General features: G+C 64.6%; 16 protein-coding genes. 6 read left to right on the top strand and 10 right to left on the bottom strand.

The features are described from left to right. Window positions 1-163: 163 nt before the first annotated feature. From KAR29_RS12390 to dctP, 3 genes are all read left to right on the top strand, one after another. A complete protein-coding gene (locus tag KAR29_RS12390) occupies window positions 164-1,153 on the top strand; it encodes an ornithine cyclodeaminase family protein (protein WP_274373298.1) in 990 nt (329 codons plus the stop codon). Window positions 1,154-1,157: 4 nt separating this feature from the next. Continuing rightward, on the top strand, window positions 1,158-1,844 hold the full coding sequence (locus tag KAR29_RS12385) for a helix-turn-helix transcriptional regulator (RefSeq protein WP_274373297.1): 687 nt from the start codon (window positions 1,158-1,160) through the stop codon (window positions 1,842-1,844). A 496-nt stretch (window positions 1,845-2,340) separates the two neighbouring features. Further along, window positions 2,341-3,354 (top strand): TRAP transporter substrate-binding protein DctP, encoded by a 1,014-nt coding sequence (gene dctP / locus KAR29_RS12380; RefSeq protein ID WP_274373296.1) that lies wholly within the window; start codon window positions 2,341-2,343, stop codon window positions 3,352-3,354. Between the two features lie 78 nt (window positions 3,355-3,432). Here the strand turns inward: dctP and hypD are convergent, their stop codons facing one another. The 4 genes from hypD to KAR29_RS12360 all read right to left on the bottom strand — a co-directional run bounded on the left by hypD (window position 3,433) and on the right by KAR29_RS12360 (window position 12,183). Next, window positions 3,433-5,802, bottom strand: a complete 2,370-nt coding sequence (gene hypD / locus KAR29_RS12375; protein ID WP_274373295.1) for a trans-4-hydroxy-L-proline dehydratase — start codon at window positions 5,800-5,802, stop codon at window positions 3,433-3,435. Window positions 5,803-6,237: 435 nt separating this feature from the next. After that, window positions 6,238-9,276 carry an efflux RND transporter permease subunit gene (locus KAR29_RS12370; protein ID WP_274373294.1) on the bottom strand — a complete coding sequence of 1,013 codons (3,039 nt, stop codon included), beginning with the start codon at window positions 9,274-9,276 and terminating at the stop codon, window positions 6,238-6,240. A 10-nt stretch (window positions 9,277-9,286) separates the two neighbouring features. Beyond that, a complete protein-coding gene (locus KAR29_RS12365; protein WP_274373293.1) occupies window positions 9,287-10,561 on the bottom strand; it encodes an efflux RND transporter periplasmic adaptor subunit in 1,275 nt (424 codons plus the stop codon). A gap of 83 nt (window positions 10,562-10,644) precedes the next feature. Beyond that, window positions 10,645-12,183: an L-serine ammonia-lyase, iron-sulfur-dependent, subunit alpha gene (locus KAR29_RS12360; RefSeq protein WP_274373292.1), complete on the bottom strand. Its 1,539-nt coding sequence runs from the start codon at window positions 12,181-12,183 to the stop codon at window positions 10,645-10,647. Between the two features lie 214 nt (window positions 12,184-12,397). Between KAR29_RS12360 and KAR29_RS12355 the strand changes: the two genes are divergently transcribed. Beyond that, window positions 12,398-13,585, top strand: coding sequence for an aminotransferase-like domain-containing protein (locus tag KAR29_RS12355; RefSeq protein ID WP_274373291.1), 1,188 nt, complete (start codon window positions 12,398-12,400; stop codon window positions 13,583-13,585). Between the two features lie 148 nt (window positions 13,586-13,733). On the opposite strand, the gene KAR29_RS12350 is transcribed toward KAR29_RS12355, so the two are convergent. The 4 genes from KAR29_RS12350 to KAR29_RS12335 form a co-directional block, all read right to left on the bottom strand. Next, on the bottom strand, window positions 13,734-14,423 hold the full coding sequence (locus tag KAR29_RS12350) for a lipid-binding SYLF domain-containing protein (protein ID WP_274373290.1): 690 nt from the start codon (window positions 14,421-14,423) through the stop codon (window positions 13,734-13,736). 744 nt (window positions 14,424-15,167) lie between these two features. Then, window positions 15,168-15,608, bottom strand: coding sequence for a Fe-S cluster assembly scaffold protein NifU (gene nifU, locus KAR29_RS12345; RefSeq protein WP_274373289.1), 441 nt, complete (start codon window positions 15,606-15,608; stop codon window positions 15,168-15,170). Window positions 15,609-15,613: 5 nt separating this feature from the next. After that, window positions 15,614-16,801, bottom strand: coding sequence for a cysteine desulfurase NifS (gene nifS, locus KAR29_RS12340; RefSeq protein ID WP_274373288.1), 1,188 nt, complete (start codon window positions 16,799-16,801; stop codon window positions 15,614-15,616). Next, complete coding sequence (locus KAR29_RS12335) at window positions 16,798-17,223, bottom strand: RrF2 family transcriptional regulator (RefSeq protein WP_274373287.1); 426 nt, start codon at window positions 17,221-17,223, stop codon at window positions 16,798-16,800. The genes nifS and KAR29_RS12335 overlap by 4 nt, the downstream gene beginning before the upstream one ends. A gap of 458 nt (window positions 17,224-17,681) precedes the next feature. Between KAR29_RS12335 and KAR29_RS12330 the strand changes: the two genes are divergently transcribed. Continuing rightward, a complete protein-coding gene (locus tag KAR29_RS12330) occupies window positions 17,682-18,173 on the top strand; it encodes a flavodoxin (RefSeq protein ID WP_274373286.1) in 492 nt (163 codons plus the stop codon). Between the two features lie 76 nt (window positions 18,174-18,249). Here KAR29_RS12330 and KAR29_RS12325 read toward each other — a convergent pair whose 3' ends face one another. Both KAR29_RS12325 and KAR29_RS12320 read right to left on the bottom strand, forming a co-directional pair. After that, window positions 18,250-18,393: a hypothetical protein gene (locus KAR29_RS12325; protein ID WP_274373285.1), complete on the bottom strand. Its 144-nt coding sequence runs from the start codon at window positions 18,391-18,393 to the stop codon at window positions 18,250-18,252. Window positions 18,394-18,448: 55 nt separating this feature from the next. Beyond that, window positions 18,449-19,684: a phenylacetate--CoA ligase family protein gene (locus tag KAR29_RS12320; RefSeq protein WP_274373284.1), complete on the bottom strand. Its 1,236-nt coding sequence runs from the start codon at window positions 19,682-19,684 to the stop codon at window positions 18,449-18,451. 286 nt (window positions 19,685-19,970) lie between these two features. Between KAR29_RS12320 and KAR29_RS12315 the strand changes: the two genes are divergently transcribed. Then, complete coding sequence (locus KAR29_RS12315) at window positions 19,971-21,350, top strand: ISNCY family transposase (protein WP_311135592.1); 1,380 nt, start codon at window positions 19,971-19,973, stop codon at window positions 21,348-21,350. The last annotated feature ends 381 nt before the right edge of the window (window positions 21,351-21,731 follow it).

Genomic DNA, 21,731 nt, shown 5'->3' with positions numbered 1-21,731 from the left:
ACGGGAGATGCCGGGGTTCTTCGAGGGTCGCTTCTTCTTCGGCGGCCCTCTCTTTTTCGGGGAAAATCACCTATTGTTGATTATTGACAAAAGTGTGTATTTACCCGAAAATGGCTGTGGCGGTTCTTCGGGCCGCCGTGGAGTCACGAAAGGAGGAAGATCCATGCTGATTCTGTCCCGCAGCGAGATCCTGTCCGTCTTTTCCATGAGGGACGCCATCGAGGCCGACAAGAGAGCCTTCATTCTCCATTCTCAGGGGAAGTGCCGCGTTCCTCTGAGAATCAACTTCGACGCCGCCGAGGGGAGGGGGCAGTACCTTTTCATGCCCGCCTACGCCGGAGGGATCGAGAGGGCGGGGATCAAGATCGTCTCCGTCTTCCCCGGCAACGGGGCCAGGGGGATTCCCGTCGTTCCCGCCACGGTGATCCTCCTCGACGGCGAGACGGGGGAGGTCGCCGCCCTCATCGAGGGGACGACGCTGACGCAGATGCGGACGGCGGCCATCGCGGGGGCGGCGACGGAGCTTCTCTCCCGTCCCGAGAGCTCCGTCGGGGCCCTTTTCGGCACCGGCGGTCAGGCTCCGGCGCAGCTCGAGGCGATTCTGACGGTCCGGAATCTGAAGGAGGTCCGGGTCTTCGACGTCGCTTCGGAGCGGGTGCGGGCCTTCGTCGAGGCCAATGCCTCTCTGGCCGGGCGTTTCGGAACCCGCCTCGTCGCCGCCCGGTCCTCCGACGAGGCCGTCGACGGAGCCGACGTCATCACGGCCGTGACGACGTCGGCCAGGCCCGTCTTCGACGGCGGGCGGGTGAAACCCGGCGCTCACATCAACGGCATCGGCGCCTACACCCCGGCCATGGAGGAGCTTCCTCCCGAAGTTCTGGAGCGGGCCGGCCGGGTCTACGTCGACAACCGCGAGGCCGTCCTGGCCGAGGCGGGCGATCTCATGACGCCCATCAGGGAGGGGCGCTTCGGCGAGGAGATCATCGCCGGCGAACTGGGCCAGCTCCTTCTCGGCGAGATCGACGGGCGCCGGAACGACGAGGAGATCACCGTCATGAAGACGGTGGGCTTCGCGACGCTCGACGTCGTCACGGCCTACGAGATCGTCGCCAAGGCCGAGGCCGCAGGCGTCGGCAGCCGGATCTCCCTCTGAGGGGATGACCGAGCTGTCGGGCCGGCCCTGCCACCCCCTTCTCCTCCCCCTCCTGCCCGTCGTCAAGATGTTGGGGGCCACTCTGGGGAGGGATTATGAGATCGTCCTCCACGACGTCTCGGGGGAAGAACCCGTCACCGTGGCCATGGAGCACGGCGACGTGACGGGCCGCGACATGGAGACGCCCATCACCGATTTCGGTCTTAAGCTCATGGAACGGGAACGACGCGGCGAGCTGGACTATCTGGCCAACTACGCCTCCGAGGCCGACGACGGCCGGACCCTGCGCTCCTCGGTGGCTCTCGTCCGCGACGAGAGGGGCTGTCTCGTCGGCCTCCTCTGTCTCAACTACGATACGACGCGGGCCGTCGTCATCCGCGATATGGCCGAGTTCCTCACGACGCTGACGCCCCCTGTCTCCGCGGGAGGCGAGATCGAGCGTTTCGTCGGTCTTCGCGGCGACCGGCTCGGCGATCTGCTGGCCGAGGCCCGTCGCCTTCGCGGGAAGCCGCTGCGCTTCCTCTCCCGCGAGGAGCGGATCGATCTGGTCCGCTGGCTCGACGGAAAGGGATTCTTCCGCCTCAAGGAGGCCATTCCCCGTCTCGTCAAGGAGACGGGCAAGAGCCGCTACACCCTCTACGGCGATATCCGCTTCATCCGAGGAGAGGCTCCCTCCGTGGAAGGCTCCTGAAGGACCTCGACGGTCCGTCGGGCTCGATGCCTCCCGGTACCTGAACGCCTCCCGCCGCTTGCGGCCCGGCCCCGCGGACGGGTCAGGGCACGTTCCGTCGCACCCCGCTTTGAGGTCCGCCTCAATCGTCCCGTCGGTGCCGGTCCAAGGCGACGTCCCGGCCCTTCTGCCGTTTCCCTGTCGGGTCGGGGCATCCCTTTTGCCTGTGGACTCGCCTTCGCAGTTCCCTGCCAGTCCCCTCCTTGGGGCCTCCCGTCGGAGGCCCCAAGCGGTTGTCCCCTCTCGACGAAAGAGAAGCCTTTCATAATTCTCCACCCCATCGGGAACGTCATGTTCCTTAATTTTTAATCCAAAAAAGACTCTGTCCAGAATATACTTGTTGTGGTACCATACAATAGACAGGCCTGTCATGGACACAATGAAGAAAAAGGAGTATGGGGTGGGGCGTTCCGTCAGGGAGGCCCAGGGGGTTCTTGGGGTTTTGACAAGGAGGGGAATGGTGTTGAGGAAAGCCTTTCAGGTGGTGCCGCTTCTTCTCGCTCTCGTCGTCTTCATGGTCAGTTCCGCTTTCGCCGCTCCCGAATACAGCTTCAAGTTCGCCGGTCAGAATCCGGCCGACCATCCCGCCACGGCCGTCATGAACCAGATCGCCGCCGAGGTGGCCGAGAAGTCGAACGGCCGCATCGAACTCAAGGTCTATCCGGCCAACCAGCTCGGCGACTACACGCTGGTCTTCGAGGAGCTCATCAGGGGAACGATCGAGATGGGGTGCATCTCCGTTCCCAGCCAGTTCGACCCCCGTCTCGAGCTGGTCTACGTCAACGGCTTCGTCCGCGGCTACGATGACGCCAAGCGCGTCTTCGCCCCCGACGGCTGGCTCTTCGGCAAGATGGACGAGCTGATCAGCCGTCTCGGCGTCAACCTCCTCGGCTTCTTCATCGAGGGGATGATCGGCACGGGAACGACGAAGCCCGCCGTCGATCCCCTCAATCCCGCCGTCGCCAAGGAGGTCCTCGTCCGCGTCCCCAACATGGATGTCTACAAGCTGGCCGCCGAGGCCATGGGCTACCGGACCGTGACGATCCCCTACGCCGACGTCTACCAGGCCATGCAGACCGGCGTCTGCGAGGGCGTCAACGGCTACCCCGTCGCCGCCGCCTATACGGCCCTCCGCGACGTGCTCAAGCACTGGTACATGACCAACTACTCCCTGGAGTGCCTCAACATCATGATCAGCGGCAAGACCTGGGCCTCCATGAAGCCCGAGGACCAGAAGATCCTCCAGGACGCCGTCAGCCGCGGCGCCGCCAAGAGCATCGAGATGGCCGAAGAGGTCGACGCCAAGTACATGCAGATGATGCGCGACTACGGCATCGAGGTCCACACCTACACCCAGGAGGAGCTGACGCCTCTCGCCGAGGCCTGCGCCACCACCTGGCAGGCCCTCGAGAAGAACATGACCAAGGAGCTCATGGACGAGTTCCGCGTCAACATGGCTCCCGGCAAGTAAGGTCACAGCCGCGACAAGGGGGGGAGGGCCCGGAGTGCGGGCCCTCCCCCCCCCTTGTCTTCGTCGCGACCGCGGGAGCTAGAAGCTCTCCTGGGCGGTGCGGCTGATGATCTCGTTCTGGTGGAAGATGTCGAGGTCGACGAAGTAGTCGCTGTAGCCGGCGACGCGGACCAGCAGATCCCTGTAGCTGTCGGGATCGGCCTGGGCCCTCTCGAGGGTGGCCGTGTCGACGATGTTGAACTGGATGTGATGGCCGTCGAGGCTGAAGTAGGTCCGGACGAGGTGGACGAGGTTGTCGAGGCCCGTGTCGTCGGCCAGGACCTGGGGCAGGAAGCGCTGATTGAGAAGGGTTCCGCCCGAGTTGACCTGGTCCAGCTTGCCCAGGGACTTGACGACGGCCGTGGGGCCCTTGCGGTCGGCGCCGTGCGAGGGCGACGTCCCGTCCGATTCGGGCAGATGGGCGAGGCGGCCGTTGGGCGTGGCCCCCAGCATCTTGCCGAAGTAGACGTGGCACGTCGTCGAGAGGCCGTCCATGTAGTAGCGGGAGCCCTTCGTGTTGGGCCTGCCGTTGATCTCGCCCGTCAGGCTGTTCCAGACCCGCTTGGCCAGGGAGTCGGCGTAGTCGTCGTCATTGCCGAAGAAGGGCGTCTTGTTCATGAACTTCTGGCGAAGGGCCTCTTCGCCCTCGAAGTCCTTGGCCAGGACCTCGAGGAGCTTCTCCATGGTGAGGCTCTGCTCCTCGAAGATGTGTTTCTTGATGACGGAGAGACTGTCGGTGACGGTGCCGATGCCGCAGCACTGGATGTAGTTGGTGTTGTACCGGGGGCCGCCGTTGTAGTAGTCCCGACCCTTCTCGATGCAGTCGCTCATGACGACGGAGAGGAAGGTGGCCGGGGCATAGGTGGCGTACATCTGCTCGAGGAAGTTGTTGACGCGCAGTTTCCAGTCGACGGCGTACTTGAGCTGTTTTTCGAAGGCCTCGTAGAGCTCCTCGAAGCTCTTGAAGGCCGTCGCGTCGCCCGTGGCGGGGGCGATCCGCTTGCCCGTCAGAGGATCGACGCCGTCGTTGAGGGTCAGCTCGAAGATCTTGGGAACGTTGAGGTAGCCCGTGAGGATGTAGGCCTCCTTGCCGAAGCAGCCCGTCTCGATGCAGCCGCTTGTGCCGCCCTCGCGGGCGTCCTCGACGGTCTTGCCCTTGAGGACCTGCTCCATGACGACCTCGTCGGCGTTGAAGATCGAGGGGTAGCCGTAACCCTTGCGGATCACCTTGGCCGCGGCCTTGAGGACCCGGTCGGGCGTCTTGCGGCTCACCTGGACGTTGAACTGGGGCTGAAGGAGATGAAGCTCGTCGCCCACCTCGAGGATGAGGTAGGTCACCTCGCTGCTGCCGTCGGAGCCGTCTCGCTTCAGCCCGGCCAGGTTGATGTTGGTGAAGTCGTTGTAGGTCCCGCTCTCCTTGGCCGTGACGCCCACCTTGGGAGGGGCCGTCTGGTTGTTGACCTTGATCCAGAAGCAGGAGAGGAGCTCCTTGGCCTTCTCCCGGTCCAGAGTGCCGTCGGCGATGCCCCTCTCGTAGAAGGGGGTCAGGTGCTGGTCGAAATGGCCCGGGTTCATGGCGTCCCAGCCGTTGAGCTCCATGATCGTTCCGAGGTGGACGAACCAGTACATCTGGATGGCCTCCCAGAAGTCGCGGGGGGCATGGGCGGGAACCCAGCGGCAGTTGGCGGCGATCCGCTCCAGCTCGGCCCTGCGGACGGGGTCGCTCTCCTCGGCGGCCATCTTCTCGGCCAGCTCGGCATGGCGGCGGGCGAAGATCATGATGGCGTCGCAGGAGTGGGCCATGCCCTGAAGCTCCTCGTCCTTGGCCGTGGCCTCGGGGTCGTTGTGCCAGTCCAGGGCGGCTCGGGACTTCTCGATGTCGGCCTTGAAGTCGAGCATGCCCTTCTGGTAGATCTTGCCGTCCAGGGTGGTGTGGCCCGGAGCGCGCTGCTCCATGAACTCGGTGAAGACGCCGGCCTCGTAGAGGTCCTTCCACTCCTGGGGGATGTGGGCGAAGGCCCGGTCCCGCATGCTCCGGCCCCGCCAGTAGGGGATGACCTTCTCCTCGTAGGCTTTGATGTCGGCTTCGTCGACGAGGTAGCGGGCCATCTCGCGCGAGTTGAGGATCTGAAGGTCTTCGGCGGAATGACAGGTCAGCTCGGGAAAGGTCGAGACCGTCTTGGGAGCCGGTCCCCGCTCGGCGACGATGAGCTCGTCCTCTCCGATGTAGAGGGTCTGCTTCTCGCAGAGGTTCTTGAAATTGAGGCCTCTCAGCACGGGGAGAGGGTATTTGCCGTAATTCTCGCGGTAGAACTCCGTCTCGATAAGAGCCCTCTCGACGGAGATGCGGGGCTGGGCCTCGAAACTCTTTCTTCTCAACCTTCTGACGCGTTCGTTCATGTCCGTCATCCCCCAATCTTGGCGATAAAAAAAGACCGTTGCCGCGGGGCTTCGGAGAGCCGGTCCCGCCTGGAGCGCCGCAGGACCGAGAAGAAGAGAAAGAAAGCTCTCCAAGTTCTGTTTAGTATGTGATGTATCTACAATATAGGGCAAGGGGGGAAAAAGGTCAAGGGGTTATCGTCCTATCGGACAAAAAGACGCCTCCGGCCGATCCCGGTCCCGTCGGGAGCTCTCACAATCGCCCTTTCTCCGTCGGACCGAGGCGTCCCGCCCGCCCGACCGGCTCCTTTTCGGCCTCGTCGAGGGGGTTGTGGCTCTTTCGCCTTCCTCTGGCCGAAGGTTTTTCGAGAAGAATCTCTTCTTTTCGATCCGCTCCGAGGCGATCTAATATATCACTTGCGGACGAGACGGGGCCGACCGGGCACAGGGAAAGAGGTCTTTCGTTCAGGCATTCTCCTCCTTGATGCGGAAGAAGAGGACGTAGAGGACGGGGACGACGAGGAGCGTCAGGACCGTGGCGAAGGAGAGGCCGAACATGATCGTCACGGCCATGGAGGCGAAGAGGGCGTCGAAGTAGAGAGGAATCATGCCCAGGACCGTCGTCAGGGCCGCCATGAGGACGGGCCGGGTCCGGCTCACGGAGGAGTCGACGATGGCCTGGAAGGGCGGCTTGCCCTGGCCGATCTCGAGATTGAACTGGTCCAGGAGGACGATGGCGTTCTTGATGAGCATGCCGGCCAGACTGAGGAAGCCCAGGAGGGCCATGAAGCTGAAGGGCTGGCCCATGAGGAGGAGTCCCGCCGTCATGCCGATGAGGGAGAGGGGAAGGCAGAGGAGGATGAGCCCCGTCTCCCTGAGGCCGTTGAAGAGGACGACGAGGATGACGACGATGGCCAGAAAGCCCAGGGGGATCATCCCCATGAGCCCCTTCTGGGCGTCTCGGGAGCTCTCGTATTCGCCGCCCCACTCCATGCGGTAGCCCTGGGGAAGGGAGAGCCCCTCGACGCGGGGGCGGAGGCGCTCGAGGAGGGCGTTGGCGTCGCCGTCCCCGGCGTCGCACTCGACGGTGAGGGTCTTCATCCGGTCCCTGCGGCGGATGACGGGATCTTCGGCGACGGTGGCCAGTCGCTCCGTGACCTGGCTGAGGGCGATGTAGCGTCCCACGAGGGGGCTCCAGACGGGCGTGTCGGGCAGGGTCTCGACGTTGTCCCGCTCGGCGGCGGGAAAGCGGGCGATGATGGGGATCAGGCGGTCGCCCTCGCGGTAGAGTCCCGACCGGGTGCCGCCGAAGGCCAGTTCGAGGGCTCCGGCGATGTCGGGCCGGCTCAGGCCCGCCTGGCGGGCCCGGGCCTCGTCGATGACGGGGCGGATGACCTTGACGCGGTTTTCCCAGTCGTTGCGGATGTTGACGGTCCTGCCGTCGGCGATCATGAGGCCCCGGGCCTCCTCGCCCAGTCGGCGGAGGACGTCGTTGTCGGATCCGACGAGGCGGACCTGGACCTTGGCTCCGCTCGACGTTCCCTTGGCGAAGGCCTTGATGCGCGGCTCCACGTCGGGCAGGTCCCTTTGGGCGGCCGTGCGGACCTTCTCCATGAGGGGACGGGTGAAGGCGGCGTCGCGGGTCTTGACGATGATCTGGGCGTAGTTGCTGCCCGGGTCGCCCGGCGTGTAGTTGAGGATGAAGCGGAGCGCTCCCTGGCCGACGAAGGTCGTCACCGACTCCGTCTCGGGCTGTTCGAGGAGAAAGGTCTCGACGCGCCGGATCTGATCGGACGTCTCCTCGATGCGCGTCCCCTGGGGCCACCAGAAGTCCATGGAGAACTGGGGGCTGGACGAGTCGGGGAAGAAGGTCTGAGGGACGCGGCCGAAGCCGAAAAAGGCCAGCGCCAGAAGTCCCATGGTCACGGCGACGGTGGCGGCCCGTCTCCTCAGGCAGAAAAGGAGGACGGAGCGGTAGAGGTCGTAGAGCCTGCCGCCGTAGGGATCCTTGCCCTCCATGGCCGGCGAGGACCGGAGGGTCATGACGCCCAGAAGGGGGGTGACGGTGACGGCCAGAATCCAGCTCAAAGAGAGAGAGATGGCGACGACGAGGAAGAGGCTCCGGCAGAACTCGCCCGTCGAATCCGGCGAGAGTCCGATGGGAGCGAAGGCCAGGATGGCGATGAAGGTGGCGCCCAGGAGGGGCAGCTGGGTCTGGCTCACGACGGCCGCCGCGGCCTGTTCCCCGTCCTGACCCGTCTCGATGCGGACGAGCATGCCGTCGGCGACGACGATGGCGTTGTCGACGAGCATGCCCAGGGCGATGATGAGGGCTCCCAGAGAGATGCTCTGGAGGTCGATGGCCATGGTCTTCATGGCGACGAAGGTGGCCAGGATCGTCAGCAGGAGGATGACGCCGATGAGGAGGCCCGTCCGGAGGCCCATGAAGACGAGGAGGAGGGCGATGACGATGACGACGGCCTCGATGAGGTTGACGACGAAGTTGTCGATCGACGCCTGGACCGTGTCGGACTGGTAGTAGATGAGGCCCAGGTCCATGCCCAGGGGGATCTGCCCCTCCAGTTCGGCCAGGCGTTTCTTGACGGCCTCTCCCATGGTGATGACGTTGCCTCCGGCCACGTTGGCCACGCCCAGGCCGATGGCGGGTCTGCCGTCGAAGCGCATGAGGGACTGGGAGGGCGTGACGGGTTCGCGGCTGATGACGGCGATGTCGTCGAGGCGGATGAGGTTTCCCGTGGAGCCCCGGAGGAGGAGGCCGCCGATCTGCTCGACGGAGGTGAAGGCCCCCGTGGGATCGATGCGGAGGCGCTCGGCCCCGACGTCGACTTTGCCCGTCGAGACGACGAGGTTCTGGGCCTGAAGGCTCTGGACGATCTGGTTCAGGGGGATGCCGAGCTGGGCCAGGGTGGCCCGTGCGATCTCGACGAAGACGCCCTCTTTCTGGATGCCTCCGATCTCGACGCGGGCGACGCCGTCGACGAGGAGGAGCTCCTTGCGCAGGAAGTCGGCCGTCCGGCGGAGCTCCTCCAGGGAGTACCCCTCGCCGGTGAGGGCGAAGTAGACGCCGTAGACGGCTCCGTAGTCGTCGTTGACCAGAGAGGGGCCCGCTCCGGGCGGGAGGTTCCTCTGCCCGTCGTTGACTTTGCGACGCAGCTCGTCCCAGATCTGGGGGAGGTCCTGGGCCGTGTAGGTGTCCTTGATGTCGACGTAGACCGTCGACATGCCCTCCTGAGAGATGGAGCGGACCCGCTTGACCTGGCCCAGCTGCTGGACGGCCGTCTCGACGGCGTCGGTGACCTCTTCCTCCACCTCGCGAGGGGTGGCGCCGGGATAGGTGGTGACGACGACGGCCGTCTTGATGGTGAATTCGGGGTCCTCGAGCTTGCCCAGGCGGCCGTAGGCCAGAATGCCGCCGACGACCATGAGGACCGTCAGGAAGAGGGTGACCGTCTTTTTTCTGATGGCGAAGGAGGCGATGTTCATGTCCGCCGCCTCAGTTCGATTCGTCGAAGAGGGTGATGACGTCGCCCTCGGAGAGGAGGTTCACTCCGGCCGTGACGATGCGGTCGCCCGCCGAGAGCCCCCGGACGAGGACGCTCTCGCCCTTGTAGCCCTCGGCCGTGACGGCGGTGCGATGGACGGTGAGAGCCGCCTCGTCGACTTTCCAGACCGACTGGCTCTCGCCGCCGTCGGCCATCAGAGCCGAAGGGGGGATGGCGAAGAGCGTGGCGTCGCTGCCTCCGCCTTCGAGATCGATGAGGATCTCGGCCGTCATCCCCGGCAGGAGGAGGAGCTCCTTCGGCTTGGCCATGACGAAGGAGACGCTGTAGGCCTGGGTCTGGGGGTCGGTCTGAGTGGAGACTTCCTTGAGGGCCACGGCGTAGGTCCGTCCCTCGAGGGCGTCGAAGCGGGCCCGGATGCGGGGCTTGCCGATGGCCCGTGCCCGGGCCAGGTCCCTCTCGGGAAGGGCGATGACGAGCTCGATGGCGTCCAGATCCTGGAGGGTCACGACGGGCGAGTCGGCCCGGACCATCTGGAAGTTGTCGACGTAGCGATCGGCCACGACGCCCGAGAAGGGAGCCCGAAGCTCGGTGTCCTTCAGGGCCGCCTGGGAGGCGTCGACCTGGGACTGGAGGCCTCGGATCGTCGATTCCATGGCCTGGATGTCCTCGGGGCGGGAGCCGGACTGCCCCTTGCGCAGATCCTGGGCGGCCTGGTCCACCTGGGCCTTGGCGACCTCGTAGTTCGACTTGACCCGGTCGTACTCGGCGGCCGATACGGCTCCGTCGCGGTAGAGGGCCTCGTAGCGGCTGAACTGGGACTGGGCCTCGGCAAGCCGGGCCTTGGCCGACGAGAGCTGGGCCTGGAGGACGGCGATGTCCTCCTTGCGGGCGCCGGCCCTCATGGCCGAAAGCTGAGCCTTGGCGTTGTCGAGGGCGCTTCGGGTGTTGGCCAGGCGTATGTCGAAGTCGCGGGGATCGATGCGGGCCAGCAGCTCGCCTTCCGCGACGGGCTTGCCCTTCGAGGCGGGCAGTTCGACGAGAGGACCGGAGACGCGGAAGGCCAGATCGACGCGCTGGTTGGCCTGGACCCGGGCCGGGAAGGTCCTCAGGGTACCTCCTTCGCCGACGCCGACGACGACGGTCTTGACGGGGCGGGCGGCCTTCGTCGTCTCCTGAGGCGTCTCGCGCCCCCCGAGGGTGAGGAAAAACCCCAGGGCGGCGGCGAGGACCGCCGCGGCGATCATCTGTCTCTTCGTCACGTTCATCTCTTTTCAGCCTCTCTTTCCTCGACCTTGCCCGCTTGACGCGGCTCTTCGGGACTCATTCGCGAAGCGGATTCTCTCGGCTCTTAAGGGCGGCGTCTCATGGCTCTGGCAGAGGGGCAGAGGGCCAGCCCCCCGCGGGCGGTGCAGCGCAGTTCCTCGGGGAGCATCCGTCCCGTCGAATCGACGGCGTCGATCGTCTCGTCGAGGGGGACGGGATTCTCGTAGCCGCCGAGAATCATGTCGGCGCAGAGGAAGGCCTGTGAGGCCAGGGCGGCGTTGCGGCTGTGGCAGGGAATCTCGACGATGCCCTGGACGAGATCGCAGACGGAGCCCATGACGTTCTGGAAGACGGTGGCGGCGGCGTCGCAGGCCTGAGAGGCGCTTCCGCCGGCGGCTTCGACGACGGCGGCGGCGCCCATGGCGCCGGCCGCGCCGATTTCGACCTGGCAGCCGCAGACTTCGGCGGCGAAGGTGCTCCTCCGGTCGAGGGCCAGGCCGACGGCTCCCGCAGCCCAGAGGGCCTTCACCGTCGCCTCCCGCGATAGGCCGAGATCCTCCATGAGGGTCGTCGCCACGGCGGGGATGACGCCTGCCGAGCCTCCCGTCGGGGCGGCGCAGACGACGGCGCTGCCGCCGTTGGCGTGCATGGCCGCCAGGGCCCGTGCGGCGGCCCGGACATGGGGGCCTCCCAGGAAGGTCTTTCCCCCCCTTTCGGCGGCGAAGAGCTTGGCGGCCGTGGGCTCGAGAAGCCTCATGGCGGGCCTCTCCTCCAGCCCCTGGCGGACCGATTCGATCATGACCGCAAGGCGTCGGTCCATCGCCTGCATGAGCTCCTCACGCGAGAGGCCAAGAAGGCGTCCCTCGTAGGCCAGGGCCGCCTCGGCCAGGCTCCATCCCTCTCCGTCGGCCAGGGCGAGAAGTTCGGCCGTGTCGGCGAAGAGAGGGTCTCCGCAGAGGGGATGCATGACGGGACGGGCGCGGCGGAGGTTGCGCAGCCCCGGGTCTTTTCGGAGGCTCTCCAGCAGGGATTCCCCCGGTTCGCGACAGGAGGAGCCGTGAAGGAGCGTCGACGTCGCCCCCTCGATCCTCTCGGCCTTGGCGTCCCAGGCGGTGAGTCTCTCCAGAGCGGCGGCCTCGAAGCCCTTCTCGACCTCGACGAGGAGCTCGTGGCTGTCTCCGACGAGGCATAGGGGGAAGCCGTCGACGGAGGCGATCTCGATGGAGCCGCCGCCGACGGAGCGCGCGTGGAGCGTCACCGAGGCCCCTCCCGTTCCGCCGAGGCGGATGAGGGCGCTGTTGGGGTGGTCGGCCTCGTCGAAGGGCTCCAGCGAAAAGGAGAGTTCCAGACCTTCGGCCCGGGCCTCGTCGAACATGACGTGAAAGGCCCCGTCGGTCAGTTCCCGCTCCAGCAGCCCCGTGACGAAGGCCAGGTCGCTTCCCTGATCGTGGTAGCAGACGGCCAGGGAGCTCGAGGGGTGGAAGAAGAAATCGGCCCGAAGGGGTTTTTCGCCCAGAAGATCGCGGGCGATGCGGCCGATGCGGTGGGGGCCGGCCGTGTGGGAGCTGGAGGGGCCCCGCATGATGGGGCCGATGACGTGGTTCAGGATGCTGACGCGCTTCACAGTACCGCCTCCCTTTCGAGTGTCGAGCTTCGGTCTCCCGGCGGCCGCGAGATCCCCCCGAAGGGCGGGCCGCGACGGCCTGGCGGGAACAATCCTTTGTTTTTATCTTAGCCGCTTATCTGAGGCGCTGGAAGGAGGGGGAGAAAGGTCCTACCTGGTCCGTATGCAAAGGGGGTATAATGGCCGCCAAACGTTCCGAGGGAGGCTGGATAGAGTGAAAATCAAGTTCGCCGACAGGATGGGCCATTTCAGGGCATCGGACATCCGGGAGATCCTCAAGGTGACGGCCGATCCCGAGATCATCTCCTTCGCCGGAGGGCTGCCGGCGCCGGAGCTCTTCCCCATCGAGGAGCTCAAGACGGTGACGGCGGAGGTGCTCGAACGGTGCGGTCGGGAGGCGCTCCAGTACTCCACCACCGAGGGCTATCTCCCCCTGAGGGAGAAGATCGCCGCCAGGACGAACGCCAAGTTCGGGACGGCTCTCGAAGGCGGGGACATCCTCGTCATGTCCGGTTCCCAGCAGGCCTTGGACTATGCCGGCAAGGTCTTCCTCGACGACGGCGACGCCGTCATCTGCGAGAGCCCCACCTACCTGGGGGCCATCTCGGCCTTCCTGGGCTATTCGCCCCGCTTCGTCGAGGTGGCCACCGACGACGACGGCATGGATCCCCGGGACCTGGAGCGGGTCCTTCGGTCGGAACCTCGGGCCAGGATCATCTACGTCATCCCCGACTTCCAGAACCCCACGGGGCGCACCTGGTCCGTCGAGCGCCGCGAGGCCTTCATGGATGTCGTCCGGCAGTTCGACGTCGTCGTCGTCGAGGACAACCCCTACGGGGAGCTGCGCTTCCAGGGGCCGATCTTTCCGGCCCTCAAATCCATGGACACCCGGGGGCAGGTCATCCTCCAGGGCACCTTCTCGAAAGTCTTCTGCCCCGGCATGCGCATCGCCTGGATCGCCGCCTCTCCGGAGATCATGGAGAAGTTCGTCTTCGTCAAACAGGCCGGCGACCTCCACACGTCGACGATCAGCCAACGCGAGATCGACGCCTACCTGGAGGCCTACGACATCGAGGAACACGTGGAGAAACTCGTCGCCCTCTACCGCGAACGCTGCTTTGTCATGCTCGAGGCCATGGAAAGGGAGTTCCCCCCGTCGGTGCGCTTCGTCCGACCCGACGGGGGGCTTTTCACCTGGGTCGAACTGCCCGAGGGGATCAACGCCAGAGACCTCCTCTCCCGGTGCCTGAAGGAGAAGGTCGCCTTCGTTCCCGGCGGCGCCTTCTATCCCAACGGCGGCCACGAGAACACGCTGCGCCTCAATTTCTCCAACATGCCGCCCGAGCGGATCCGCGACGGCATCGGGCTCATGGGCAAGGTCCTCCGAAGCTACAGCCTGTGAGCGATCTTCCGGACTTCAAGACTCAGGGGGCGGCCCGGCGGGCCGCCCCCTGAGTCTTCTGCGGGGGGTGAAGATAGGAAAGGCGAGGGAAAACCCTTCTCTCCGTCTTTTTGCGCCTTCGGCGGAGGCGTTGAACGTCCGATCGGCGTTACTTGGCCTTGCGGATGAGTGCGTTGAGCTCCTTCAACAGAGCCTGCATCTTCGACGACGTGGCCCGCTTATCCATGGCCTGACGGGAGGTCATAGGGCTTCCCCAATAGGCGCGATTGGCGTTCTCGTCGACGCTGACGGCGGCTCCCTCCAGGGAGAGTCCGGCGAAGAGCCCCTTGCTCATGGAGTAGCTGTAGATGGAAGCCTCGAACTTGCCGTCCGTGGCGGCTTGCGCGCTTCGTCCGACGGGTCCGGCGGCGACGGCGAAATCGCCGCCCAGCGTCACCTTGTTGCCGATGAAGCCCTCCATCCCCCGATCATTGGTGATGACCAGGACGAGGGCCGTCGATTGGACGCCGATCTGGAGCCCCCAGGAGGCTCCGGCTATGGTCATGAAGCTGGGGCCGTACCAGCGCCGCGTCTTGGGATCGTACTTGAGGAGGAGTCCCTCGCCGTAACGACCGCCGAAGACGAATCCGGCCTTATAGACGGCGGGAAAGATGACGACGCCTCGGGCGTTGGAGAGCAGATGAGCCATTTGCTCCACGTCCTGTTGCTGGATCATCGCTCTGAGGGTTTTGACGGAGCCGGAGATCCGCTCCTCCGGAGAATCGGCCGAGACGGGAAGGGCCCCTGCCGCCAACAGGAGGGCCAAAAAGACAGACAGGATCTTAATGATTCGAACCATAAAAACATCCCCTTTCAATTTTTTAACCTTTAAATAGAATGATCTTTCTTTATTTTAGCACAAAATCGACTTTTTGACCAGAGTTGATCTTTGTGCTGAACCCGCAGGTCCGTCAAGATAAACTCTGTCGGGTTCGCTGCTTCGAGGTCCGCTCGCATGACCTCGTCGGCGTGGGTCCGAGGTGCCTTTCTCTGCTTTCCACGGCCGCCTCGTGGGCGGACGGGCGCTTCTGTGGTATTCCGCTCCGTAAGCAATGGCGATAAAACATCGAAGAGGTTTAGGCGGTGGTCGCCTAAACCTCTTCGATGGGAATTCAAAATATCAGGTGTCATTCCAGCGAGAAGATCGATTGAACGAGAATATGAATTTTTTCTTAATCTAGTGGCTTTCTGTGGACCCTATCGCCGACTGACAGGGGAAAGATCCTGTGTCTTTCGCCAGGTGTCAGCGTCGGGCTTTTTCGCCAGCTTCAGCGCGGCCCCATGGGTTTCGGGTACCCCGATGCCTCGGTGATTGCAAGGCTTAGCGAACGGGCTTTGCCGGCCTTCCGAAACGAACGTGCCTTTGTGTCATGGTTTCAGAATCGTTCCGATCACCGCAGGAACCAGGTTTTGAAAAAAGTTTTTGCAAAGGGCCGGGCCCGTCCCGGAAGTCCTACGAAGACGGCAGCTGAAGGGGGTGTCGCACCCGGTCTTCCTGCGTGCCTGCCGCCGAAGATGTTCCCGGCAACAGGCACGGGATTCTTCACATGCCGCAGCCCTGATGGCTGTGCCCCTCGACGAGGTCGTCGTGGCTCTTCTCCTCCCAGGCCTCGAGGCCCCTGCGGCGCCGGTAGTCGTTGATGGCCTTGTGGATGGCCTCCTCGGCCAGGACGGAGCAGTGCATCTTCACCGGAGGCAGGCCGTCCAGGGCCTGGGCCACGGCCCGGTTCGAGAGCTCCCAGGCCTCGCCGATCGTTTTGCCCAGGATCATCTCCGTGGCCATGCTCGACGAGGCGATGGCCGAGGCGCAGCCGAAGGTCTTGAACTTGACGTCGACGATGCGGTCGTCGTCGACTTTGATGTACATCTTCATGATGTCGCCGCACCTGGCGTTGCCCACCTCGCCGATGCCGTCGGCGTCCTCGATCTCTCCCACGTTGCGGGGATTGCGGAAGTGGTCCATGACGATTTCGCTGTAAAGCATGGCTCTCAGGCCTCCTTCGTCTTCAGAAAGTCCTCCCAGAGGGGGGACATGGCCCGTCTCCGGGCGACGATCTCCGTCAGGGCCGTCACGACGGCGTCGATCTCGGCGATCGTGGTGCGCCTCCCGAGCGTGAGCCGCACCGAGCCGTGGGCCTCCTCGTGGGAGAGTCCCATGGCCATGAGGACGTGGGAGGGTTCGAGAGAGGCCGAGGCGCAGGCGCTTCCCGTCGAGGCCGAGATCCCCGCCAGATCGAGGTCGAGAAGGAGCGTCTCGCCCTCGACGCCGATGAAGCTCATGTTGACGTTGTTCGGCAGGCGGCTTTCTCCCTCGGGGCCGTTGAGGCGGGCGTAGGGGATGGCCCGACGGAGCTTGGCGATGAGATCGTCCCTCAGGGAGGCGATGCGTCCTCTCTCAACCTCCATCTCGGCCATGGCCATTTCGGCCGCCTTCCCCATCCCGACGATGAGGGGGACGTTCTCCGTCCCGGCCCGGCGCCCCTTCTCCTGGCCGCCGCCGTGGACGAGATTGTCCAGGACGACGCCCCTGCGGATGTAGAGGGCTCCGACCCCCTTGGGGCCGTAGAACTTGTGGGCCGCCATGGAGAGAAGGTCGATCTTCATGGCCTCGACGTCGATGGAAAGGTGGGTGGCGGCCTGGACGGCGTCGGTGTGGAAGAGGATTCCCCTCTCCCGGCAGAGGGCTCCCAGCTCGGCGACGGGCTGGACGGCTCCCACCTCGTTGTTGGCGAACATGACGGAAAGAAGGACCGTGTCGTCCCGAAGGGCCGCCTTCACGTCGTCAAGCCTGACGAGCCCTTTCCCGTCGACGGGGAGGTAGGTCACGTCGAAGCCGTTGCGCTCCAGGAAATGGCCCGTCTCGAGGATGGCCTTGTGCTCCACGGCCGTGGTGACGACGTGTTTCCCCCTGCGGCGGGGCGAGAAGGCGGCGCCCTTGAGGGCCCAGTTGTCGGCCTCCGACCCGCTGCCGGTGAAGTAGATCTCCTCGGGCGCGGCGCCGATCACGGCGGCGACGCGGCGTCGTGCCTCGGCCAGGGCCTTTTTGTTCCCGTCGGAACGGGAATAGAGCGACGACGGATTCTCGAAGGAATCGGTGAAGTAGGGCATCATCGCCTCGACCACTTCCGGTGCCGCGAAGGTCGTCGCGGCGTAGTCCATGTAGATTCCGGCTTTCATTCGAACCCCTCCCTTGAAGCGAAGCTGTCGTTGATGAGATCCTCCAGCGTCGTCTCCCGCAGAACCTGTTCGACGCCGGCCTGAAGACGGGTCCAGAGGCTGTTGGCGGGGCAGGCCTCCCTCAGCCGGCAGTGACCGCCGGAGGCACAGTCGGAAAAACGGATGGGCCCGTCGAGAACGTCGAGCACCTGGGCGACGGTGATGTTCGAGGCCGTCGTCGCCAGCCTGTAGCCTCCCTGGACGCCTCGGACCGTCTCGACCAGCCCCTTCCGTCGCAGGAGGCCGAGAAGCTTCTCCAGATAGGCCTCGGAGAGGCCCTGCCTTTCGGCGATCTCCCGGAGAGGGACGGGCAGAGTGCCGTCCTGACGGGCCAGATCGAGGAGGGCCCTCAGGCCGTAGCGCGTCTTCGTCGAGAGCTTCATGAGATCGCCTCCTATACCCAACCACTTAAGTCGAGTTTACGTGACGATCATACGCCTCCGCCTTAGGGGCGTCAAGGGCGGCCTCGGAGCCGTCTCCTCTCTCGTCGGTCCTGCCGCTCCGGCCTCCTGGAGGGAGGACGGATTTCTTCGGAACTTGTCCCTTTCGGCGGCGCCCGACGTCCATGAAGACACAGGCCCCGGGCGTCGTCCCTCCGGGGCTGTCGACGGGAGCCCTCTCCCCCTCGTCGACGTGGACGCGAGGCCCGATCGTCGACGCCGGAGCCGCCGGCCGGATCGGCGGAGTGTCTGACCTTCTTTGCCCGCCGATTGGGGGGGAATGCTTCTTGTCCTTTCCGATCTCTTGTGGTAGCCTTTGTTTGAAGCATCAAACTGAGGGCGCTTTCATCGGTTCCGGAGGGACACCCTTCCGGAAGAGTTTCGAGCAAGGAGGAACGGCATTGAAGAAGAGCATCGTTCTTTACGGCAGCACGACAGGAGCCACCAAGGCGGTGGCGGAGACGATCGCGGAGGCCCTTCAGATCCCGGTCGTCGACGTGGCCCAGTGTGACGTCAAGGACCTCGAGTCCTACGAGGCCCTTCTTCTGGGATCGTCGACGTGGGGTTTCGGCGAGCTTCAGGATGACTGGGCGGCCTTTCTGCCCGCCTTCGAGAAGCTCTCCCTGAAGGGGAAGAAGGTGGCTCTCTTCGGCACGGGCGACCAGGTGGGCTTCAGCGACACCTTCGTCGATGCCCTGGGCATTCTCTACGATGCCGCCGTCAAGGCGGGAGCCGAAGTGGTCGGTTCCTGCCCCGTCGACGGCTACGAGGGGCGGGGCCTTTCCGTGCGCGACGGCTCCTTCGTCGGCCTTCCCCTCGACGACAACAACCAGTCCGAGGCGACGGCCGAACGGGTCAAGGGCTGGATCGAGCGGCTTCGGTCGGAACTCTGAGACGAGAAAGGGAGAGGGCCCCGTCGGGGCCCTCTCCCTTTCCATGGCTCCGGCGCGCCGGGAGCGGACCCCTTTCTCAGGCCCTTTCCCCCTCTTTCGCCTCTTCCGCCCTCTTCCTGGCCTCGACGTAGCCCAGGGCGATCTCGCCCCAGTCCTCGCAGCAGCTCGCGTAGCGTTCTCTTCTGTCCTCTTCTCCTCTTTCCGTTTCCTTCCGTTGCACGGTATGGCCTCCTCTCGGCTCGTCTTCGCTCTTGCTCGAAAAGGGAATCTCTCCGTCAGGCCACGTTGCGGACGCGGGCGGCTTTGCCCTCGGAGCGGCTCAGGCTTCCCGGCTCGACGAGGCGGAAGCCGACCCGGACGCCCAGGAGGGCCAGAAGTTCCTGCTGGCTCCTGCGGGTCAGTTGGGCCATGCCCTCCCTGTCGAGCGTTTCGAGGGGCTCGCAGCAGACGGTCAGCTCTTTGAGGCCTTCCTTGTCGCTTACCTCGAGGAGGTAGTGGAGGGAGAGTCCCTCGACGCGGCCCAGGGCCGTCTCGATCTGGGAGGGGTAGACGTTGACGCCGCGGATGATGAGCATGTCGTCGCTGCGCCCCCTGATCCGGGCCAGGCGGGTTCCCTCTCGACCGCAGGCGCAGGTTCCGGGCAGGATGCGGGTGACGTCGCGGGTCCGGTAGCGGAGCAGGGGCATGCCCTCCTTGCCGAGCGTCGTCAGGACCAGTTCGCCCTCTTCGCCGTCGGGAAGGGGCAGGCCCGTCTCGGGATCGACGATTTCGGCGTGGAAGAGGTCCTCCTGGAGGTGGAGGCCCGCCTGGCAGGGGCATTCGATGGCGACGCCGGGTCCCATGACCTCCGAGAGCCCGTAGATGTCGATGGCCCTGATGCCCAGACGCTCCTCGATCTTCTTCCTGAGGGCCTCCGACCAGGGCTCGGCTCCGAAGATTCCCAGCCGCAGCTTGAGTTTCAGCCCCCGCGCCTCGATGAGGTCGGCCAGATGGAGGGCGTAAGAGGGCGTGCAGGCGATGACCGTCGTCCCCAGGTCCTCCATGAGGAGAAGCTGCCGTTCCGAGAAGCCTCCCGAGGCGGGAATGACCGTCGCCCCCAGGGCTTCGGCGCCGTCGTGGATGCCCAGGCCGCCCGTGAAGAGACCGTAGCCGAACGTGACCTGAACGATGTCGCGAGGCCCCACGCCGGCCGTCTCCATGCAGTTCTTGACGGCTTCCGCCCAGAGATCGAGGTCTTTTCGGGTGTAGCCGACGACGGTGGGCTTGCCCGTCGTCCCCGACGAGGCGTGGAGGCGGGCCAGATCGGACCGGTCGCAGGCCAGAAGCCCGTAGGGATAGGCGTCGCGGAGGTCCTGCTTGACGGTGAAGGGAAATTTCCGGAGGTCCTCGGGGGAACGGAGGTCTTCGGGGACGATGCCCAGGGCCTCCATGCGTTCCCTGTAGAGGGGGACCCTGTCATACAGACGTTCGATGAGGGCGCGAAGTTGGGACGTTCTCTGCTCGGCTGTCATGTGTCGTTCCTCCTGACTGTTTTGGGAAACGGGGAAACAAAAAAGGGCCCTCACTTTCGTGAGGGCCCTTCGCTCGCTGGGTTCAGCGCGTCTTCACGCCGACCCCGGAGCGGGACCCGCGTTGGTAAAAAAATAACCCATGGAGAAGACGCAGCGACGTGACATGAGAAAACCTCCGTTGGCTCTTGCCGGACGATCCGCCATCGAAAGACCGATGACGATTGGAATACTTATAGCACGGTCGCCGCCGCCGGTCAAGGGAGGTTTGTGAAATTGTCGCCGGACAATGGTATTGTCACTCGTGAAGAGGACAGGGAAAATGTCACTTATGACGACCAGGAGAGACCTACTCATGAAGACAAAAGAAGCAAGGCGCTTGGGGTTGGTGGAAGAGGCTGTCGCGGGCAACCTGACGGTTCAGGAGGTGGCCGATCGGCTCGGTCTGAGCCGCCGTCAGGTCTTTCGGCTCAAACGACGCTACCGGGAAGAAGGAGCGCAGGGGCTCCTGCACAAGGGACGAGGCAAACCGTCCCGGCGCAGAATCTCTCAGGAGACACGGGATTTCGTCGTCAGTCTGGCCAAGGGTCTTTACAGGGATACGAGCTGTCAGCACATGGCCGAACTCCTTGCCGAAGAGCATGATCTCGTGCTGAGCGCCAAGAGCATCGCCCGTTTCCTTCGCGCGGAGAACCTGTCCCTCGTTCATCGCCACCGGGCCCCGAAGCGGCGTTCCCGCAGGGTCCGACGGTCCCGACGAGGCGATCTGGTCCAGATGGACGCCTCTCCTTTCGATTGGTTCGAGATCGGTGAGCGTTGCACTCTCCACGGCGTGATTGACGATGCCACAGGAGAGGTCCTCGGTCTGTGGATGGCCAGGAATGAGTGCCTCTTCGGCTACTTCCGCGTGCTCCGTCAGATGCTTGATCGCCACGGCGTGCCTCGCGAGCTTTACGCCGACCGCCACACCATCTTCCTTTCTCCCAAGTCGGAAAAACTGACGATCAAGGAGGAGCTGGAGGACTCGGCGCCTGTAACCCAGTTCGGCCGCGCTCTGGAGGTTCTCGGAACTCGCTATGTCCCTGCAGGGTCTCCCCAGGCGAAGGGGCGGATCGAAAGGCTCTGGGGAACTCTTCAGGATCGTCTCGTCGTCGCCTTCCGACGGGCCGGAGTGAAAACGATCGAAGAGGCCAACGTCCTGCTCGCCGCCTACCCGGGAGAGGTCCATAACCCGAGGTTCGCTCGTCCTCCCGCAGAGGGGGCATCTGCCTTTCTCCCTCCGCCGGACGGCCCCGCTCTCGATCTCCTCCTGACTCGCCAGACCGACCGGAAGGCCTCGGGAGACTCGACGATTTCCCTCGACGGAAAACTGTACTCCCTGATAGGCCCCCGCAGACGCCCCCTGCTTCTTGCCAGGGGACAGGCGGTCAAGGTCATCGAGAAGCTCGACGGGAAACTCCTGGCTCTTGTCCATGACGGGCTCTACGATCTCGCAGCCGTCGACAAAGAGCCCCCTGCGACTCCCCCGCCTGTCATCGAGACGAAAACAGGCACTCCATGCAAAACGAAGAAGCAGAGGAAGCCGGCGGCAGACCATCCCTGGCGACAGAATCCCGCTCCTCCTGCCGCGGCGGTCGGCTCCGAGCAAGGGACGGGTTCCCCTCCCTAAAAGGACATCCGCCGCGGAGGAAAGCCAAGGCGGGCTGTTGACGGGGGCGATTTCAGCCCCTCGAAAGCGACACTTTCATTGTCCCTCAGACCCTCTTTTTAGATGACATTTTTAGTGTCCCTTGACAGGGAGGTTTGTGAAATGTGTCAAGGGACACTAAGGAATCTCTGAAAAAAGCGCCTTTCATGAAGTCGCGTCAGCGATCGGGGAGGCTTTTCAGATCGAACGGAGCTTCCGGCAGCTATCGGCTTGCTCGGAGAGATCGCGGAGGCCTGATCGATCAGGCGCTTCCGTTGCAGTCAGAGGAGCGCCGTTGCCCCTTCGTGGCTCTCTTGCGCATCCGCTCCGTTCAGGGTATATTAGAAACTGTTCATCTATCCA

The organism is Aminithiophilus ramosus (assembly GCF_018069705.1).
In the GTDB taxonomy this organism is placed as follows: Bacteria; Synergistota; Synergistia; order Synergistales; family Aminithiophilaceae; genus Aminithiophilus; species Aminithiophilus ramosus.
The sequence above is the reverse complement of the archived record's forward strand: the minus strand, read 5'-3'. Positions and strand labels throughout refer to the sequence as shown.

Excerpts from the sequence above, each read along its gene's own strand:
- KAR29_RS12385 (WP_274373297.1), top strand. The coding sequence starts at position 1,158 with ATGACCGAGCTGTCGGGCCGGCCCTGCCACCCCCTTCTCCTCCCCCTC.
- KAR29_RS12315 (WP_311135592.1), top strand. The coding sequence starts at position 19,971 with ATGGTATTGTCACTCGTGAAGAGGACAGGGAAAATGTCACTTATGACG.
- KAR29_RS12335 (WP_274373287.1), bottom strand. The coding sequence starts at position 17,223 with ATGAAGCTCTCGACGAAGACGCGCTACGGCCTGAGGGCCCTCCTCGAT.
- KAR29_RS12350 (WP_274373290.1), bottom strand. The coding sequence starts at position 14,423 with ATGGTTCGAATCATTAAGATCCTGTCTGTCTTTTTGGCCCTCCTGTTG.
- KAR29_RS12320 (WP_274373284.1), bottom strand. The coding sequence starts at position 19,684 with ATGACAGCCGAGCAGAGAACGTCCCAACTTCGCGCCCTCATCGAACGT.
- nifS (WP_274373288.1), bottom strand. The coding sequence starts at position 16,801 with ATGAAAGCCGGAATCTACATGGACTACGCCGCGACGACCTTCGCGGCA.
- hypD (WP_274373295.1), bottom strand. The coding sequence starts at position 5,802 with ATGACGGACATGAACGAACGCGTCAGAAGGTTGAGAAGAAAGAGTTTC.
- nifU (WP_274373289.1), bottom strand. The coding sequence starts at position 15,608 with ATGCTTTACAGCGAAATCGTCATGGACCACTTCCGCAATCCCCGCAAC.
- KAR29_RS12390 (WP_274373298.1), top strand. The coding sequence starts at position 164 with ATGCTGATTCTGTCCCGCAGCGAGATCCTGTCCGTCTTTTCCATGAGG.
- dctP (WP_274373296.1), top strand. The coding sequence starts at position 2,341 with ATGGTGTTGAGGAAAGCCTTTCAGGTGGTGCCGCTTCTTCTCGCTCTC.
- KAR29_RS12365 (WP_274373293.1), bottom strand. The coding sequence starts at position 10,561 with ATGAACGTGACGAAGAGACAGATGATCGCCGCGGCGGTCCTCGCCGCC.
- KAR29_RS12370 (WP_274373294.1), bottom strand. The coding sequence starts at position 9,276 with ATGAACATCGCCTCCTTCGCCATCAGAAAAAAGACGGTCACCCTCTTC.